This is a genomic window from Pseudomonas lactucae (genome assembly GCF_036688725.1).
GTDB lineage: Bacteria > Pseudomonadota > Gammaproteobacteria > Pseudomonadales > Pseudomonadaceae > Aquipseudomonas > Aquipseudomonas lactucae.
In genome coordinates this window covers 12,614-29,143 of the sequence record NZ_JAQQPT010000036.1, presented here as the reverse complement: position 1 = coordinate 29,143, position 16,530 = coordinate 12,614, and the positions used below count along the sequence as shown (strand labels likewise).

Sequence of the window (16,530 nt, the reverse complement as noted above, 5' to 3'; positions counted from 1 at the left end):
TGCAGCTCACAGGTTGTACTGTTTGCGTTTGCGGTACAGGGTCGACGCGTCAATGCCGAGGGTACGAGCCGCTTGGTCCAGTGTGTCGCTGGTGGCCAGGACGGCACCGATATGGGCTTTTTCCAGCTCGTCCAGGCTCAGCGCGGCGCCGATGCGCGGGGCATTGTTGGTCGGCTGTTCGGCCATGCCGAGGTGGCTGATTTCGACCTTTTCCTGCGGGCAAATAATGCTGGCGCGCTCAACCACGTTGCGTAACTCGCGGATATTGCCTGGCCAGCGGTAGTTGAGCAGCGCTTCGCGGGCTTGGTCGCTGAAGCCGCGAGCCGGGCGGGCGTATTCCTTGACGAAGCGCGCCAGGAAACGGTCGGCCAGGGTCAGGATGTCTTCACTGCGTTCGCGCAACGGCGGCAGGTGCAAGGTGATGACGTTGAGACGGTAGAGCAAATCCTCACGGAAGCGGCCATCGCGCACCATGTCTTCGAGGTTCAGGTTGGTGGCCGCGAGAATGCGCACATCGGCGCGACGGGTGACGGGATCGCCCACGCGCTCGTATTCCTTGTCCTGGATGAAACGCAGCAACTTGGGTTGCAGAGTGAGGGGAAAATCGCCGATCTCGTCGAGAAACAGCGTACCGCCATCCGCCTGATTGACGCGGCCCAACGTGCTTTCACTGGCACCGGTAAAGGCGCCACGGCTGTGGCCGAACAGCTCGCTTTCCATCAGCTCAGCGGTCAGCGACGGGCAGTTGATAGTCACGCAGGATTTCTTGGAGCGCTTGCTCCAGCCATGAATGGCCCGGGCGAGTTCACCTTTACCGGTACCGGACTCGCCCAGGATCAGGATGTTGGCGTCGGTGCCGGCCACTTGGCGGGCGGTTTCCAGCACCACCATCATCGCCGGGCTGTGGGAGTCGAGGCCGTCCTTGGGCTGGCGCACGGCGCCTTCCAGTGCTTCCAGGCGTGCGGAGAGTTGGCGTACTTCCAATTGCTTGGCGGTGGCCAGGCGCAATTGATCAGGGCTGCAGGGCTTGACCAGGTAGTCGGCGGCCCCGGCCTGGATCGCGTCCACCGCGGTGTCGACGGCGGAGTGGGCGGTGACGATCACCACGCGCATCCACGGCGCTTGTATGCGCATTTGCGCCAACACATCCAAGCCATTGTCCTCGCCCAGGCGCAGGTCCAGGAAGCACAGGTCGAACACCTGGCGCTGCATCAAGGTATCGGCCTGCGCGGCGCTGTTGGCAGTGGCGACGGTGTAGCCTTCGTCTTCCAGGCAGTAACGGAAGGTGCGCAAGATCGCGGATTCGTCATCCACTAAAAGAATGCGGCCTTGAAGATCCTTGCCTGATTCCATCTGTGCTGCGCTCCTTAACGGTGAGTGATCTTGGTTAGTCCCGGAATAATCGGGCAAGTTGCATGGTTTATTCTGATTGATAAATAACAACATCGTGCAGCTATCTGCATCTCTTCCTACAAAGCCTGGATGATGGCTTTTTCATGCCGTCTTGCCACTTCGGCAACGTCTTCCTTGCTTTCGATCCCCTGAGCCGACCGCTGGCCATCGTGCATTTCGCACGGCCCACAGGGGGGCATCGTGCAGGATGCTGGGGTGTGGCTTAAATGAAATTTGATAACCTATTGATTTTCATGTGTTTTATTTTGAAAAAAAGCTGGCATGCGCTCTGCAATACCTCTCCCAAGAGCATCACGAACGAATAATCAGAATGCGGGAGAACAACAGCATGACTCGCCAAAGCCTCAGCCAATTGCGTGTATCGCCACTGCGCTTGCAACAAGGTCTGTTCGCCAGCCTTGCCCTTATGGTGACGCTGATTGCAGGCCAGCAGTTTCAGCATTGGCAGCAGAGTCAGCAGCAAGCCCCGCAGTTCGAACGTCCGGTGATGACCCAAACCCATTTCAGTTCCATTGGCAGCCGTGCCGTCGGTAGCGTTTCTGCTGATGTGACCGCCCCGCAATTGAGAGTCGTTGACCAGGATTCCACCCTGGATCAGCTGCCCACCCAAGAGCGTTGGGTGTTCTAGGCAAGAAAGCGGCCGCTTGAGTTGAGCGCCCGCACTGCACTACCGCTGTTACCTTTTATAGAAGCATAAGGAGAATCACCATGTTGAGTTGGGCAATCACATTTCTGATCATCGCCATTGTGGCTGCAGTACTGGGCTTCGGTGGTATCGCGGGCACCGCTACGGGTATCGCCAAGATCCTGTTTGTCGTCTTCCTGGTGATGTTCATTGCTTCGTTCTTCTTTGGTCGTCGCGGCCGAGGCTGAATATGACCACTTTGTCTCTCAAAGCCATTGCTGCCGTCTTGCTATTAGGCGGCAGCGGCTTGGCGATGGCCGCCAATGACGGCCAATCGCGAGCCAATGAACTGCTCAGCGCGGACCCGCAATACCGCGAAACCTGGCAAGACGTGGTGAAGAAAGAAGAGCGTCTGCCGGAGTGGGTGATGAACCTGTCGGGTACGGCCGAGCAAATGACGGCCGTGGAAGAAGATGGCGACAAGTATTTGGTGGGGCCGTTGTGCGAAACCGCAGACACGTGCCTGAACAAACGCCTGATCGTTGCCTTCAGCTTCGACAAGGAAGACGCCTACGCGATGTTGGTAGAGGTCCCGGCCGGACTGCCGAAGGATAAATCGCCAACGCGCCATGCCGATTACCGGTTTATCGGTAAGCCGGATGAAGGCATGCAGAAGTTGCTGATGGAGCAACTGAAGAAAGATCCGAATTGGTACTAGGTGCCGTCTGACGCGTCTGTCGTCTACGGGGCCATCATCCATAGAAAGAAGCACGCTTGCTTCTTTCTGTCTGCGCCGCTCGCCATGGGCGGTGCATGACCAGGGGGCCGGGTTGCTCTGATCAACTGGGATCGGCGTGACCTACGGGCACAGGGAGTGCCTGCGCAAGGGCCGGGTCAGGCGAAAAGCTGCGACGCAAGTTCACAGGCCCACGGCTTGCTGAACTTGCGGCGGGCTTGTCACTCTCAATCCCGCCCTCTTATTCCGCCCTTAGTCGCATAATTCCTTTTTTGCTCGCACCCAACCATTACTTGGTATGTCGGGGTGACCATCTATCGAGAAAGTTTTTACGCCTCTATCGGCCATTTCTGCTGTGGGCCCGCCGAATTCCCTAGCGTTTGCGTCAATGCCCCAAAGAGGTGCAGAACCTCTGGGCGAGCCTGAATTGGCCGGTTCACGGCGTATTCACCGGGCAAAATGTCGCATTTGAACTGACCGATCGGACAGTTATGATGAAAAAAACTCATGCCGATTCGGCATGGGGTAGGCGTTTACGGCATTAGACGGCGCTCCCTGGCATCGGAATAGTTGCGCCTTTTTTCGCCTGCCAGTAAGCCATTTCGGCCACGCTGCGGTGACCTTCCATGGAGGCCGATGCACACACTTTTTCGCTCTCGAGCGTTGCAGCTGGCGCATTTGCCTTAAGTTCACTTGAAGTAAGGGTAATGACATGAAGAAGGCAAAGCTAAGCCTCGCCTGGCAGATCCTCATCGGTTTGGTGCTGGGGATTGCAATTGGTGCAGTGCTTAACCATTTCAGTGCTGAAAAGGCCTGGTGGATCAGCAATGTGCTGCAACCGGCGGGCGATATCTTTATCCGCCTGATCAAGATGATCGTGATCCCGATTGTGATTTCCTCGCTGATCGTCGGTATTGCCGGTGTGGGTGACGCGAAAAAACTCGGCCGCATCGGCGTCAAAACCATCCTTTACTTCGAAATCGTCACGACCATCGCCATTGTGGTCGGCCTGGTGTTGGCCAACGTCTTTCACCCGGGCGCGGGTATCGACATGAGCACCCTGGGCACCGTGGACATTTCCAAGTACCAGGCCACCGCTGCCGAGGTTCAGCATGAACACGCGTTCATCCAGACCATCCTCAACCTGATTCCGTCGAACATCTTCGCCGCCGTGGCCCGTGGCGAAATGCTGCCGATCATCTTCTTCTCGGTGCTGTTCGGCCTGGGCTTGTCGAGCCTCAAGCCTGATCTGCGCGAGCCGCTGGTGACTATGTTCCAGGGCGTGTCCGAGAGCATGTTCAAAGTCACCCACATGATCATGAAATACGCGCCGATCGGCGTATTCGCGCTGATCGCGGTGACCGTGGCCAACTTCGGCTTTGCCTCGCTGTTGCCGCTGGCCAAGCTGGTGATCCTGGTTTACGTCGCCATCCTGTTCTTCGCTTTTGTCGTACTGGGCCTGATCGCACGGCTGTTTGGCTTCTCGATCCTCAAGCTGATCCGCATCTTCAAGGACGAGCTGGTCCTGGCCTACTCCACCGCCAGCTCCGAAACCGTGCTGCCGCGCGTGATCGAGAAGATGGAAAGCTACGGTGCGCCCAAGGCCATTTGCAGCTTCGTGGTACCGACCGGTTACTCGTTCAACCTCGACGGTTCGACCCTGTACCAGAGCATTGCGGCGATCTTTATTGCCCAGCTGTATGGCATCGATCTGTCGATCGGCCAGCAACTGATGCTGGTATTGACGCTGATGGTCACCTCCAAAGGTATTGCCGGTGTGCCGGGCGTTTCCTTCGTGGTGCTGCTGGCTACCCTGGGCAGCGTGGGCATCCCGTTGGAAGGCCTGGCATTCATCGCCGGTGTCGACCGCATCATGGACATGGCGCGTACCGCCCTCAACGTGATCGGCAACGCGCTGGCCGTGCTGGTGATCTCCCGTTGGGAAGGCATGTATGACGATGCCAAGGGCGAGCGCTACTGGAACTCGCTGCCGCACTGGCGCAGCAAGGAAGCCTTGCCGACGGCCCAAGCCACTCGCAGCTGATAGCACGCGGGCACTGAAACAAACCCCGGAGAATTCCGGGGTTTGTCGTTTCTGCCAGCCCCGCTATCATTCGCCCCATCTTTCGGGGGATTTAACTGATGCTCAATGGCCTATGGCTTGGCTTCTTCGTCGTGGCAATGGTGTCAGCACTGGTGCAATGGCTGGTGGGCGGTAACGCCGGGATTTTTGCGGCCATGGTGGAAAGCATTTTTGCCATGGCCAAGTTGTCGGTGGAAGTGATGGTGCTGCTGTTCGGCACGCTTACGTTGTGGCTGGGCTTTTTGCGCATCGCCGAAAAAGCCGGAATTGTCGATTGGCTGGCCAAGGCTCTCGGCCCGCTGTTCCGCCGGTTAATGCCGGAAGTGCCCGCCGGCCACCCCGCCATCGGCTTGATCACCCTTAACTTCGCCGCCAACGGCCTGGGCCTGGACAATGCGGCCACGCCCATCGGCCTGAAGGCGATGAAGGCGTTGCAGGAACTCAACCCCATCCCCAACACGGCCAGTAACGCGCAGATCCTGTTCCTGGTGCTCAATGCATCTTCATTGACGCTGTTGCCGGTGACCATCTTCATGTACCGCGCCCAGCAAGGGGCCGCCGACCCGACGCTGGTGTTCCTGCCGATCCTGCTGGCCACCAGCGCCTCGACCCTGGTGGGCCTGCTTTCTGTGGCGGTGATGCAGCGCCTGCGCCTGTGGGACCCGGTCGTGCTGGCCTACCTGATTCCCGGCGCGTTGATATTGGGTGGCTTCATGGCGTTGCTGGCGACCTTGTCCGCCACGGCGTTGGCCGGCTTGTCGTCGATCCTCGGTAACCTCACGCTGTTTGGCTTGATCATGCTGTTCCTGGTGATCGGCGCGCTGCGCAAGGTGAAGGTGTACGAGGCGTTTGTCGAAGGTGCCAAAGAAGGTTTCGACGTTGCCAAGAACCTGTTGCCGTACTTGGTGGCGATGCTCTGTGCGGTGGGCGTGTTGCGTGCGTCCGGCGCGTTGGACTTCGGTCTGGAAGGCATTCGCCATGTGGTGGCCTGGACGGGGATGGACACGCGCTTTGTCGATGCATTGCCGACCGCGATGGTCAAGCCGTTCTCCGGCAGTGCCGCTCGGGCGATGTTGATCGAGACCATGCAGACCCAAGGCGTGGACAGCTTCCCGGCGCTGGTGGCGGCGACGATCCAGGGCAGTACCGAAACCACCTTTTATGTGTTGGCCGTGTACTTCGGTTCGGTGGGCATCCAGCGGGCGCGGCATGCGGTGGGCTGTGCGTTGCTGGCGGAGTTTGCTGGCGTCGTGGCCGCGATTGCGGTGTGCTACTGGTTTTTTGCCTAAGGCTTGGATTGCTATCGGGGGGCTTGCCCCCGAAGAGGCCCTCAGCGTTTCACCGCACCGTTGCCCTGCACCACTACCCAATCCACCACCTGCTTATTCAATTGATCCCCGGCCTGCCCAAAAGCAGCCACCACCGCTGGCACCTTGGTATCTGCCACCGGCTGGCGCACTTCAAATCGCCGGCTGGCCATAATCCGTTGATCGCTCCCTCGCACCAGGCGTGCGTCGAGGCGAATCACCACCTCCACCGCGCTCCCTCGATACTCACTCTGAAACGCCTGCAACTGCCCGCCCAATTCATAGTCGGCCTGCAGGTTGGTCTCGTCGGTACTGAGCAACGTCACCCGGCCATCGCGCTGGAAACCATCGAGCAGGCGGTTACGCAACAACACCGGCGCCGGATCGCTCCAGCGCGAGTTGGCATAGCTGCTGATCAAATCGCCATTGGGCACCACGGCGATGCGTGGGCTATCGAGAAACTCGCTGGTCTGCGGCTTGGTCACGCGCAGCGACCAACTGACCGGCGCACCTTGTGTGGCGGTCTGGGTGGCAGCCAGGCGATACACGTCCGAAGGGTCGGCTTTGGGCAGAATCGAACAGGCGCTGATCAGCGCCAGTGCCACAGGGGCGATCAGTTGATACGCACGCTTCATGGCGTGAACTCCTTGTTCTTGTCGCTGCCCAGCAGGTAACCGCTGGGGTTGGCTTCCAGGCGGCGGGAGATAGCGCGCAGCGAACCGAGGGTTTCGCGCAGTTCACGCACCGCCGGCGCCAGTTCATTGAGGCCTTGCAGGCCGCTGTTCACCGAGTCCTTGTTATCGGTCAACAAGGTGTTGAGGGTCGCAGTGCTGTGTTCCAGGGATTTCATGGCCTGCTCGGCACTGCCGAAAGCCTGTTTGCCTTGATCATTGAGCAAGCCATTGGCATTACGCATCAGCAACGTGGTCTGCTCCAGCGCGGCGCTGGCCTGTTTGCTCGCTTGCATCAGTTGCTGCATCACCACCTTGATATCACCGCGTTGGTCGGCGATGGCGCCGGTGGTTTGTTGCAGGTTATCCAGGGTTTTACTGATGCGGTCGACGTTCTCCGAGGAGAACATCGCGTTGGCGTTATGCAGCAGCAGGTTGATGCCGGTCATCAGGTCGTTGCTGTCGTTCAGTAGCCGTGCGATAGGCGACGGCGAGGCGATGATCTGCGGCAGGTTGCCGTCCTTGCCCTTAAGTGCGGGGCTTTGCGGAGTGCCGCCGCTGAGCTGGATGATTGAGGTGCCGGTGATGCCCGTCAGCGCCAGCTTGGCCTGGGTGTCTTCCTTGACCGGCGTTTGCCCTGCCAGGCGGATGCGTGCGAGGACGCGGCGCGGGTCCTTGGGGTCCAGGCTCAGGCTGATCACGTCGCCCACCTTGATCCCGCTGTATTGCACCGAACTGCCCTGGGACAGGCCGCTGACCGCTTCGTTGAAGATCACTTCGTAATCCTGGAAGGCGCTGTCGACGCTGGATTTGGCCAGCCACAGGCCAAACAGCATCGCGCCGACTACCACAATCACGCTGAACAGACCGATCATCACATGATGGGCTCGGGTTTCCATGTCATACCTCGTTGAGCGATTGAGCGGCATCCAATGCCGCGCGGCCACGGGGGCCGTGGAAATATTCGTGAATCCACGCGTCGTCGGTTTCCGAGACGACATCGATGGCACCGGCCACCAACACTTTTTTCTGTGCCAGTACCGCCACGCGGTCGGTGATGGTGTACAGCGTGTCGAGGTCATGGGTGACCAGGAACACGCTCAGGCCTAGCGCGTCACGCAAGGTCAGGATCAGTTGGTCGAATTGCGCCGCGCCAATCGGGTCGAGGCCGGCGGTGGGCTCATCGAGGAACAGGATGTCCGGGTCCAGCGCCAACGCCCGGGCCAGGGCCGCGCGCTTGATCATGCCGCCGGACAGCGACGCCGGGTACTTGTCGGCGGCCGACAGTGGCAACCCGGCCAGGGCCAGCTTGACCGCCGCCAGGTGTTCGGCGTCGCGGCGGCTGAGGCCGGCATGTTCGATCAGCGGCAGCGCGACGTTTTCGGTCACGGTCAGCGAGGAAAACAGTGCGCCCTTCTGAAACAACACGCCAAAGCGTCGCTCCACCAGGGAACGTTCATGTTCTGGCAGGCTCGGCAGGTTCTTGCCGAACACCCGCACTTCGCCTTCGCTGGGCCTACGCAGGCCGACGATGCTGCGCAGCAACACCGATTTGCCGCTGCCAGAGCCGCCGACCACCGCAAGGATCTCGCCCTTGTATAACGACAGGTCGAGATTTTCGTGCACGCTCTGGCTGCCGAAGCGGTTGCACAGACCGCGTACTTCGATCACCGCCTCGGTGGGCGCACGGTGTAAGCGACTCACCAGCTCATCTCCATGAAGAACAGCGCTGCGACCGCGTCCAGCACAATCACCACGAAGATCGATTGCACCACGCTGGAGGTGGTGTGCGCACCGACCGATTCGGCGCTGCCGCTGACCTTGAAACCTTCCAGGCAGCCGATGGCGGCGATCAGGAAGGCAAAGATCGGCGCTTTCACCATGCCCACCAGAAAGTGCTGCACGCCAATGTCCGACTGCAGCAGCGACAGGAACATCGCCGGCGAAATATCCAAGGCCACCGCGCACACCACGCCGCCGCCGACAATCCCCGAGAGCATCGCCAGGAACGTCAGCATCGGCAGCGCCACCAGCAACGCAAGCACGCGGGGCAGCACCAGCAGTTCCATCGGGTCCAGGCCCAGGGTACGGATGGCGTCGATTTCCTCGTTGGCCTTCATTGAGCCGATTTGCGCGGTGAAGGCACTGGCGGTGCGGCCGGCGATGAGGATCGCGGTGAGCAACACACCGAATTCGCGCAGGAACGAGAACGCCACCAGGTCTACGGTAAAAATCGTCGCGCCGAAGCTCTTGAGTACCGTCGCGCCGAGGAAGGCCACCACGGCGCCCACCAGAAAGGTCAACAAGGCCACGATAGGCGCGGCGTCGAGGCCGACTTGTTCCAGGTGCGCGACCATCGGCGTGATGCGCCAACGCTTGGGCCGGAAAATGCCACGGGCGAATGTTTCGAGGATCAGGCCAATAAAGCCGAGCAGTTGTTTGCTGTCCTGCCAGACGGTGTCAACCGCTCGGCCGATGCGCGCCAGCAGTTGCATGCCGGCGGTTTCTTCCGGGGCTTTTTCCGGTACGCAGAAATCATTCAGGGAACGGTAGACCGTCTTGAGCAGTGCACGATCGGCGGCGGACAGGGTGCAGTCGGTCTGCTCGGCAGACTGTTCGATACGGGTCGGCCCCAGCAGCTCTACCAGCAATGAGGCGCCAGCGGTATCCAAGGCGCCGAGGCCATTGAGGTCAATGCGTGCGCCGGCATCGTATTGGCCGTCGAGCTTGTCCGCCAGCTTCTTCAGATTTGCGTAGTGGGCAAGCGTCCAGTCCCCGGTAATCCGCAACAGCGCAGGGACGGAGGACGTATCGAGTTGGGCTGCGCCGGCGGTGGTCCTACTGGTCATAAGCTCCGAGCTTGTATGGGCTATCCACAATTGCTACGTAATAGCACGATCCCGCCTACTGTGGGTTGTCCGTTTGTGCTGCGTCCGAGACTTTAAAACGCAGTACGCCGATCACTTGCCCATCTTCGGTCAGCACCTGAACCTGCCAGCGGCCTACTGCGTCGTTCGGGAAGTTCTGTTTGTGAGTCCAGGCGCGGTAGCCCTCCTTGCGCCCGCCGTGGATATCCAGGGCGATGCGGTCGACCTCTTTGCCGTTGAATTTCCATACATGGTAGATCCGCTCGTCCAGCCCGCGCGGTGCGTTGATCGCGGTGTAGGCGTACAGCCCGCCGCTGCGCAGTTGCGAGGCGCTGACTTCCTTGAGGTCATCGCCTGGCGTGCGGTCCTGCAACTGGGTGCTGATGGCAACTTCGGTCATCCACAGGGTGGCCGGCGGTACCCAGCTGCGCAGGAACCAGCCCGCGCAACCTATGGCGGCCGTCACCCCCAGCAGCATCCCCCAGCCTTTGAGGCTGCGCAGCGGCAGGCTCACCGCCAGGCTCGGGATTGACAGGGCCATGGCGACGCCAAGCGCCAGCTTGTAACTCTCGGCGGTGGTCAGGTGCAGGATGATCGGCAGCGCGGTGAGCAATGCGGCGAACAGGGTCAGGGTGTGCAGCGCCAGGAACAGCGAGCGCTTGGGGGCCAGCCACTTGTAGTACAGCGGGTCGATGATCGATACCAGCGCCGCCGCGCCGAGCAGGCCGGTAAAAATCGACTGGCCGCTGTTCCAGGCGGTGGTGACGAAGAAGAACGGCAGTACAAAGAACAGACTTTCCTGGTGGATCATCTGGGTGGCGTAGCGCAGCAGGGGCTCGGGGATTTCGCGCTTGAACAGCTTGGTAAACAGCTGGGTGAAGCTGTTTTCCAGCATCAGCCACAACCAACTGACCAGCATGATCACCGCGATCCAACTGGCCATGCCCTGCTGGCGATCCACCAGGATGAAGCTGCTCACACCCGAAATGAAACCGCCGAGTGCAATCACCCCTGGGTAGCGCTTCATCAGTTCGAGGATGCGCTGGATTAAGTGGGTCAGGTTGGGCATTCGGCGGTTCGCAGTTTTGTAGGAAAAAATCCAAGACAGAATAGCGCCTTAGCCGGGTGTTCGGTGCCTCATTACGTGATCCGTTTGCGATAAAACCGCACGCCGATCAACACAAGGGCGGCCAGCCCGAGCAGGCCGGCGCCGATCCAGCTCAGGGCATCGTAGCTCAACAGCGGTTTCTCGATGCGCCAGTAGCCTGGTTGCTTGAGGACTTGGCGCATCGCCTCATTGGCTTGTTCCAGTTTGACCGCCTTGATGCGTTTGACCGGATCGCTGAAATGGCCGTTGTCGTAGTCGCCCATGGCGCTCCAGTAATAGTCGGCCAGGGCGCTGTTACCCTGCACGGCCCAGGCCTGGCGCGCAATGGAGGCTTGCTGCAGCCGGGCAAACACCTGCGGGTCGAGGCCGTCCTTGAGCAATTGGGCCTTGAGGTCTTGCAGTACCTGTTCGGCGTTGTCGAGATTTTCCCGTTCAACGTCGGCGTTCAGGCTGAGAAACCCCACACCGCCGAATACTTCGCGCTCGCTCCAGGGGCCGTAGGACAAACCGTGCCTGAGGCGCAGTTGGCGGTACAGTGCCCAGTCGAAATAGTCCTTGAGCAGGTCGTAGGTTTCGTCATGTTGGTCGTCCAGCACCGGTTCGGGCAGCAACCAGTGCAGTTTGGCGCTGTTGCCCACCCAGCCGTGGATCAATTCGCGATGGCCGGCGGCAGCCTGCTGGATCTGCGGCAGCGGTGCATGCTCGCTGGGCTCGACCGGGTCGAGCTGGCCGTAGGTACGTTCCAGGTAGGCCGGCAGCAGCTTGTCGAGTTCGCCGACGATGATCAGGGTCATGTTGTTGGGGGCGTACCAATCTTTGCGCAGCTTTTGCAGTTGGTCGCGGGTCAGTTGATGGACCTCGGCGCGTTCGGCGCACTTGAGGCCCAGCTCGACGGCCAATTGATTGCTGGCGGTGTGCCCCAGGTCCTGGCGGTCGAGCAGGCGTTGCAAATGTGAGTAATGGCCGCCGTCTTCGCGCTCGACCACTTTTTTGGCGGCGTCGATATTCGCATCGGTCAATTCGGTGCGCGTGAGAATCGCCAGCAGCAGGTCGAGCACCTTGCGCTGGTTTTGCGCTGGCGCTTCGATCACGAAGGTGGTGTCGGCGTTGCTGGTGTAGGCGTTCCACTCGCCGCCCAGGGCTTGCATGCGGTCTTCCAGGTCACCTTCGCCGCCGCCATCGATGCCGCTGAACAGCAAGTGTTCGAACAGGTGCGGCAGTTCCTTGTCTGCGCACCTGAAGTCATCCAGGCCCACACCGACCACCAGACGGATCGCCACATGCCCGCGTTCATTGCCCGGTTTGAGCAGCACTTGCAGGCCATTGGGCAGTGTGTAGCCCTCGACCTGCAGGCGATCAAAGGCAAAGGCGTGGGTAGCGCCCATGAGCAGGCAGGCGAATAACAGGCGACGCATAACTGGCTTCCTGGCGAGTGAGGTCAGCCTTAACTGACTTCACGGGCCATCGTACGTTCAGGGCGAATGCGTGATGTCGGCAATATCTTCAGCCGAGAGCGCGCCAGTGTCGGAGGTTTCCAACACTACATACGCACTGCTGCAAAACAACGAGTTGAGGCGTTTCATGTCGGCAATCAGCTCCAGATGCAGGGAGCTGGTCTCCAGGCTCTGTACGATCTTGCGCTGCAGGCGGCTGACATGGGCGTGGGCCAGGCGCCGTTCCTGGGCGCGGAAGCGGCGCTTCTCACGAAGCAACTGGCGTGCGCTTTCCCGGTCGGCGCTGAGAAACACCGACAGGCCCAGGCGCAGATTGGCGATCAGTTGGCTGTGCAGCCCGGTAAGTTCTTCCAGGCCGACTTCAGAGAACTGGCGACGCTGGGACGTTTTTTGCTGCTGGACTTTGCGCAGCATGCGTTCGATCAGGTCGCCGGCGAGCTTGAGGTTGATCGACAGTTCGATGATTTCGGCCCAGCGCCTGCTGTCATGTTCGCTGAGGTCTTCCCGGGGCATTTGCGCCAGGTAGAGCTTGATCGCACTGTAGAGCGCTTCGACGTCGTCGCTGAGGCTGCGCATTTCCTGGGTGATGGCGGTTTGCTTGCCGCGCAGCACTTCCTGCATGGCGGTGAGCATATTGTCGATGAGGTCGCCCAGGCGTAGGGTTTCGCGGGCCGCGTTGGCCAGCGCCAGGCTTGGTGTGGCGAGGGCTGTGGGGTCCAGGTGGCGTGGCTTGGCCTTGCCGTTGGCCTCTTCGCGCTCGGGCAGCAACCACGCACACAGGCGTGCCATAGGGCCGATAGTCGGCAGCAGGATCAGGCAGCGGCTGACGTTGTAGAGCAAATGGAAAGTGATGACCATGCCTTGGGCGCTGTAATCCAGGTCGTCCATCCAACGGACGAGAGGGTCGAGCACCGGAATGATCAACAGCAGCCCGATCAGTTTGTATAACAGGCTGCCCAAGGCCACCTGACGCCCGGCTGAGTTCTGCATGCTGGTGCTGAGAAAGGCCAGCACCCCACTGCCGATGTTGGCACCGATCACCAGGCCGATGGCTACGTGCAAACCGATCACGCCGGCACCGGCCAGGGTGGCGGTGAGCAGCACGGCGGCCAGGCTGGAGTAGGAAATCATCGCGAACAAGGCGCCAACCAGGGCGTCGAGCAGAATGTCACCGGTCAGCGAAGCGAAGATCACCTTGACGCCCTGGGCATGGGTAATCGGCCCGGCGGCTTCGACGATCAATTGCAGCGCGAGGATGATCAGTCCGAGGCCGATCCCCACGCGTCCCAACTGCCCTGCCCGCGTCTGTTTGCGCGACAGAAAGAAGATCACGCCGAGAAAAATAAGCAGCGGCGACAGCCAGGACAAGTCAAAGGTGAGTACCCGTGCCATCAACGCGGTACCGACATCTGCGCCGAGCATGGTTGCCAAGGCGGGCACCAGGCCCATCAGGCCCTGGCCGACAAACGATGTCACCAGCATCGCCGTGGCGTTGCTGCTCTGCACCATGGCCGTCACCAGGATGCCGGCGACAAACGCCAGCCAGCGCTTGGACATGTTCTGCCCGATGACTTGGCGCAAGTTGGAGCCGTAGACCCGCAGGATGCCGGTCCGGACGATGTGCGTGCCCCAGATAAGCAGGGTCACGGCGGAAAGCAGATTGAGCAAGGTCAGCATGCTCGGCCCCCCGTGTGGGTGTGCTCCAGCAGGAGCAAATGAAAATTGCCGCGTGCCGCTCTACGTCTTGTACTTAAGCTGTAGTTGGCGAATGGGCTCTGCGCCAGCATCGCATAGCTAAAGTGGGGATTGAAACAAAACTGTCATGAAGGTCGTTCCCGACGCTCTGCGTGGGAATGCCGCCAGGGATGCTCCGCGTCCCGAATGCGCAGAAAAAAAGGGGCTCGAAAGCCCCTTTTCAACAGCGGGTCATCGCTATTGACCCGGAATGTCCTTGCGCAGTTTCACTGGGTCCTGCTGCTTCTTCTTTTTCGCGATGGCGGTACGCATCTTGATGTTCACCGCTTCCACCGCCAACGAGAACGCCATGGCGAAGTAGACGTAGCCTTTTGGCACGTGCACATCGAAGGACTCAGCGATCAGCACGGTGCCCACTACCAGCAGGAACGACAGCGCCAGCATTTTCAACGACGGGTGCTTGTCGATGAATTCGCTGATGGTGCCGGCCGCCAGCATCATCACCAGTACGGCCACGACGATCGCGGCAACCATGACCGGAACGTGGGACACCATGCCCACCGCCGTAATGACAGAGTCCAGGGAGAACACGATGTCGATGATCGCGATCTGGATGATGGTGTAGATGAACTTGCCACTGGCGCCTTTTGGCTCGTCGTGGGTTTCGTCTTCACCTTCCAGGGCGTGGTACATCTCTTGAGAGCTTTTCCACAGCAGGAACAGGCCACCGAAGAACAGGATCAGGTCGCGCCCGGAAATGCCCTGGCCAAACACCACGAACAGATCGGCGGTCAGTTGCATGACCCAGGTGATCGACAGCAGCAGCATGATGCGCGTGACCATGGCCAGTGCCAGGCCGAAGATCCGGGTGCGTGCCTGCATATGCTTGGGCATGCGGCTGACCAGGATCGAGATCATGATGATGTTATCGATGCCCAGGACGATCTCGAGGGCCGTCAGGGTGAAGAAGGCAATCCAGATTTCCGGATTGGTCAGCCATTCCATGTGTATTCCTTTGAGCAAGTGTTAAACCGCACCGGCGGATAGGCCGGTGCGGTTGGGTTGTACGATTATAGAGTGCTGAACAGCGGAAAAATCCCCATCAGCAATGCGGCAAACATTATGCACAGGCACACGAGCACTGCCCACTTCAGGGTGAAGCGCTGGTGATCACCAAATTCGATACCGGCCAGGGCCACCAGCAGGTAGGTCGACGGTACCAGTGGGCTGAGCAAGTGCACAGGCTGTCCAACGATCGAGGCGCGAGCCATTTCCACTGCAGTGATCCCGTAGTGGCTGGCGGCTTCGGCCAATACTGGCAGTACGCCGTAGTAGAACGCATCGTTAGACATGAAGAAGGTGAACGGCATGCTCACCAGCGCCGTAATTACCGCCAGGTACGGGCCCATGGCTTCCGGGATGACCGCCAGCAGGCTCTTGGACATAGCATCGACCATGCCGGTGCCCGACAGGATGCCGGTGAAGATACCCGCGGCGAAGATCAACCCCACCACCGCCAGCACGCTGCCGGCGTGGGCGGCGACTCGATCTTTTTGCTGCTGCAGGCACGGGTAGTTGACGATCATCGCGATACTGAACGCCACCATGAACAACACCGGCAGCGGCAACAGGCCGGCGATCAGGGTGCACATCAGGGCCAAGGTCAGCGCGCCGTTGAACCAGATCAGCTTCGGACGGCGGGCGTCCGGGTATTGCGACACGCTGATTTCGCTGTGGTCGATCTCATCACCCTGCAGGTGCAACTCACCCAGACGCGCACGTTCGCGCTTGCCGTACATATAGGCGATCACCAGGATTGCCACGACACCTGCGGCCATGGCCGGGATCATCGGCACGAAAATATCCGAAGGGTCCACGTGCAGCGCACTGGCGGCGCGGGCGGTCGGGCCGCCCCAGGGGGTCATGTTCATCACGCCACCGGCGAGGATGATCAGGCCGGCCATGATCCGCGGGCTCATGCCGATGCGCTGGTACAGCGGCAGCATGGCGGCCACGCAGATCATGTAGGTGGTAGCGCCGTCACCGTCGAGGGACACCACCAGGGCCAGCACTGCGGTGCCGACCGAGACCTTCAGCGGATCGCCCTTGACCATCTTGAGGATCTTGCGCACGGCCGGGTCGAACAGGCCGGAGTCGATCATCAAGGCAAAGTAAAGGATGGCGAACATCAGCATCACGCCGGTCGGCGCGAGCTTGGTGATGCCTTCGAGCATCATCGGGCCGATCTTCGGCGCGAAACCGCCGAACAGCGCGAACAGGATCGGCACGATGATCAGGGCGATCAGCGCAGACAGGCGCTTGGTCATGATCAGGAACATGAACGTGATGACCATGGCAAAGCCAAGGAAAGTCAGCATAGGAATACTCCAGGCGTAGCGCGGCTAGGGAATGGCGAACCGGGGGGCTCAGCGCAGAACGAAAGGCACGAGGCGTACGGGGGGAGTTGGGGCGAACAGGCGGGTACGGACGGACATCGGGAATCACCATTGTTGTTGTTAACAGCCGGTCTGTTGCCGGCAGTGGGGGTGATCCTAGACGGGTAAGCTTTCA

Annotated in this window: 15 protein-coding genes; 5 read left to right on the top strand and 10 right to left on the bottom strand. The window is 60.4% G+C overall.

Going from position 1 to position 16,530, the window contains the following annotated elements:
* Positions 1-6: 6 nt before the first annotated feature.
* Positions 7-1,353, bottom strand: coding sequence for a sigma-54-dependent response regulator transcription factor AlgB (gene algB, locus V6M90_RS29490; RefSeq protein ID WP_078826724.1), 1,347 nt, complete (start codon positions 1,351-1,353; stop codon positions 7-9).
* 388 nt (positions 1,354-1,741) lie between these two features.
* On the opposite strand from algB, the gene V6M90_RS29485 reads away from it, so the two are divergent.
* From V6M90_RS29485 to V6M90_RS29465, 5 genes are all read left to right on the top strand, one after another.
* Positions 1,742-2,041, top strand: coding sequence for a hypothetical protein (locus V6M90_RS29485; protein ID WP_003170799.1), 300 nt, complete (start codon positions 1,742-1,744; stop codon positions 2,039-2,041).
* Positions 2,042-2,121: 80 nt separating this feature from the next.
* The gene (locus tag V6M90_RS29480; protein WP_003170804.1) at positions 2,122-2,286 is read left to right on the top strand and encodes a DUF1328 domain-containing protein; all 165 of its coding nucleotides are present in this window, start codon (positions 2,122-2,124) and stop codon (positions 2,284-2,286) included.
* Positions 2,287-2,288: 2 nt separating this feature from the next.
* Positions 2,289-2,756 carry an inhibitor of vertebrate lysozyme family protein gene (locus V6M90_RS29475; RefSeq protein ID WP_003170807.1) on the top strand — a complete coding sequence of 156 codons (468 nt, stop codon included), beginning with the start codon at positions 2,289-2,291 and terminating at the stop codon, positions 2,754-2,756.
* Between the two features lie 730 nt (positions 2,757-3,486).
* Entirely contained in the window at positions 3,487-4,818 is a 1,332-nt protein-coding gene (gltP, locus tag V6M90_RS29470) for a glutamate/aspartate:proton symporter GltP (RefSeq protein WP_003170810.1), read from the top strand.
* 98 nt (positions 4,819-4,916) lie between these two features.
* Complete coding sequence (locus V6M90_RS29465; RefSeq protein WP_332847624.1) at positions 4,917-6,146, top strand: nucleoside recognition domain-containing protein; 1,230 nt, start codon at positions 4,917-4,919, stop codon at positions 6,144-6,146.
* 41 nt (positions 6,147-6,187) lie between these two features.
* Here V6M90_RS29465 and V6M90_RS29460 read toward each other — a convergent pair whose 3' ends face one another.
* The 9 genes from V6M90_RS29460 to V6M90_RS29420 all read right to left on the bottom strand — a co-directional run bounded on the left by V6M90_RS29460 (position 6,188) and on the right by V6M90_RS29420 (position 16,337).
* Positions 6,188-6,799, bottom strand: coding sequence for an ABC-type transport auxiliary lipoprotein family protein (locus tag V6M90_RS29460; protein WP_003170813.1), 612 nt, complete (start codon positions 6,797-6,799; stop codon positions 6,188-6,190).
* Complete coding sequence (locus V6M90_RS29455) at positions 6,796-7,734, bottom strand: MlaD family protein (protein WP_332847623.1); 939 nt, start codon at positions 7,732-7,734, stop codon at positions 6,796-6,798. The genes V6M90_RS29460 and V6M90_RS29455 overlap by 4 nt, the downstream gene beginning before the upstream one ends.
* Before the next feature lies 1 nt (position 7,735).
* Positions 7,736-8,539, bottom strand: a complete 804-nt coding sequence (locus V6M90_RS29450; protein ID WP_042943983.1) for an ABC transporter ATP-binding protein — start codon at positions 8,537-8,539, stop codon at positions 7,736-7,738.
* On the bottom strand, positions 8,536-9,684 hold the full coding sequence (locus tag V6M90_RS29445) for an ABC transporter permease (RefSeq protein ID WP_003170816.1): 1,149 nt from the start codon (positions 9,682-9,684) through the stop codon (positions 8,536-8,538). The genes V6M90_RS29450 and V6M90_RS29445 overlap by 4 nt, the downstream gene beginning before the upstream one ends.
* A 55-nt stretch (positions 9,685-9,739) precedes the next feature.
* A complete protein-coding gene (locus V6M90_RS29440; protein ID WP_003170818.1) occupies positions 9,740-10,771 on the bottom strand; it encodes a DUF5924 family protein in 1,032 nt (343 codons plus the stop codon).
* 71 nt (positions 10,772-10,842) lie between these two features.
* Positions 10,843-12,225: a M16 family metallopeptidase gene (locus V6M90_RS29435; protein WP_003170820.1), complete on the bottom strand. Its 1,383-nt coding sequence runs from the start codon at positions 12,223-12,225 to the stop codon at positions 10,843-10,845.
* Positions 12,226-12,282: 57 nt separating this feature from the next.
* Complete coding sequence (locus V6M90_RS29430; protein WP_003170822.1) at positions 12,283-13,941, bottom strand: Na/Pi cotransporter family protein; 1,659 nt, start codon at positions 13,939-13,941, stop codon at positions 12,283-12,285.
* Positions 13,942-14,196: 255 nt separating this feature from the next.
* Positions 14,197-14,964: a TerC family protein gene (locus tag V6M90_RS29425; protein WP_003170824.1), complete on the bottom strand. Its 768-nt coding sequence runs from the start codon at positions 14,962-14,964 to the stop codon at positions 14,197-14,199.
* A 65-nt stretch (positions 14,965-15,029) separates the two neighbouring features.
* Complete coding sequence (locus tag V6M90_RS29420; protein WP_003170826.1) at positions 15,030-16,337, bottom strand: CitMHS family transporter; 1,308 nt, start codon at positions 16,335-16,337, stop codon at positions 15,030-15,032.
* Positions 16,338-16,530: the final 193 nt, after the last annotated feature.

Coding starts and splice junctions, on each gene's coding strand:
- V6M90_RS29425 (WP_003170824.1), bottom strand. CDS start 14,964: ATGGAATGGCTGACCAATCCGGAAATCTGGATTGCCTTCTTCACCCTG.
- V6M90_RS29485 (WP_003170799.1), top strand. CDS start 1,742: ATGACTCGCCAAAGCCTCAGCCAATTGCGTGTATCGCCACTGCGCTTG.
- V6M90_RS29420 (WP_003170826.1), bottom strand. CDS start 16,337: ATGCTGACTTTCCTTGGCTTTGCCATGGTCATCACGTTCATGTTCCTG.
- V6M90_RS29435 (WP_003170820.1), bottom strand. CDS start 12,225: ATGCGTCGCCTGTTATTCGCCTGCCTGCTCATGGGCGCTACCCACGCC.
- V6M90_RS29480 (WP_003170804.1), top strand. CDS start 2,122: ATGTTGAGTTGGGCAATCACATTTCTGATCATCGCCATTGTGGCTGCA.
- V6M90_RS29440 (WP_003170818.1), bottom strand. CDS start 10,771: ATGCCCAACCTGACCCACTTAATCCAGCGCATCCTCGAACTGATGAAG.
- V6M90_RS29475 (WP_003170807.1), top strand. CDS start 2,289: ATGACCACTTTGTCTCTCAAAGCCATTGCTGCCGTCTTGCTATTAGGC.
- V6M90_RS29455 (WP_332847623.1), bottom strand. CDS start 7,734: ATGGAAACCCGAGCCCATCATGTGATGATCGGTCTGTTCAGCGTGATT.
- algB (WP_078826724.1), bottom strand. CDS start 1,353: ATGGAATCAGGCAAGGATCTTCAAGGCCGCATTCTTTTAGTGGATGAC.
- gltP (WP_003170810.1), top strand. CDS start 3,487: ATGAAGAAGGCAAAGCTAAGCCTCGCCTGGCAGATCCTCATCGGTTTG.
- V6M90_RS29465 (WP_332847624.1), top strand. CDS start 4,917: ATGCTCAATGGCCTATGGCTTGGCTTCTTCGTCGTGGCAATGGTGTCA.
- V6M90_RS29430 (WP_003170822.1), bottom strand. CDS start 13,941: ATGCTGACCTTGCTCAATCTGCTTTCCGCCGTGACCCTGCTTATCTGG.
- V6M90_RS29445 (WP_003170816.1), bottom strand. CDS start 9,684: ATGACCAGTAGGACCACCGCCGGCGCAGCCCAACTCGATACGTCCTCC.
- V6M90_RS29460 (WP_003170813.1), bottom strand. CDS start 6,799: ATGAAGCGTGCGTATCAACTGATCGCCCCTGTGGCACTGGCGCTGATC.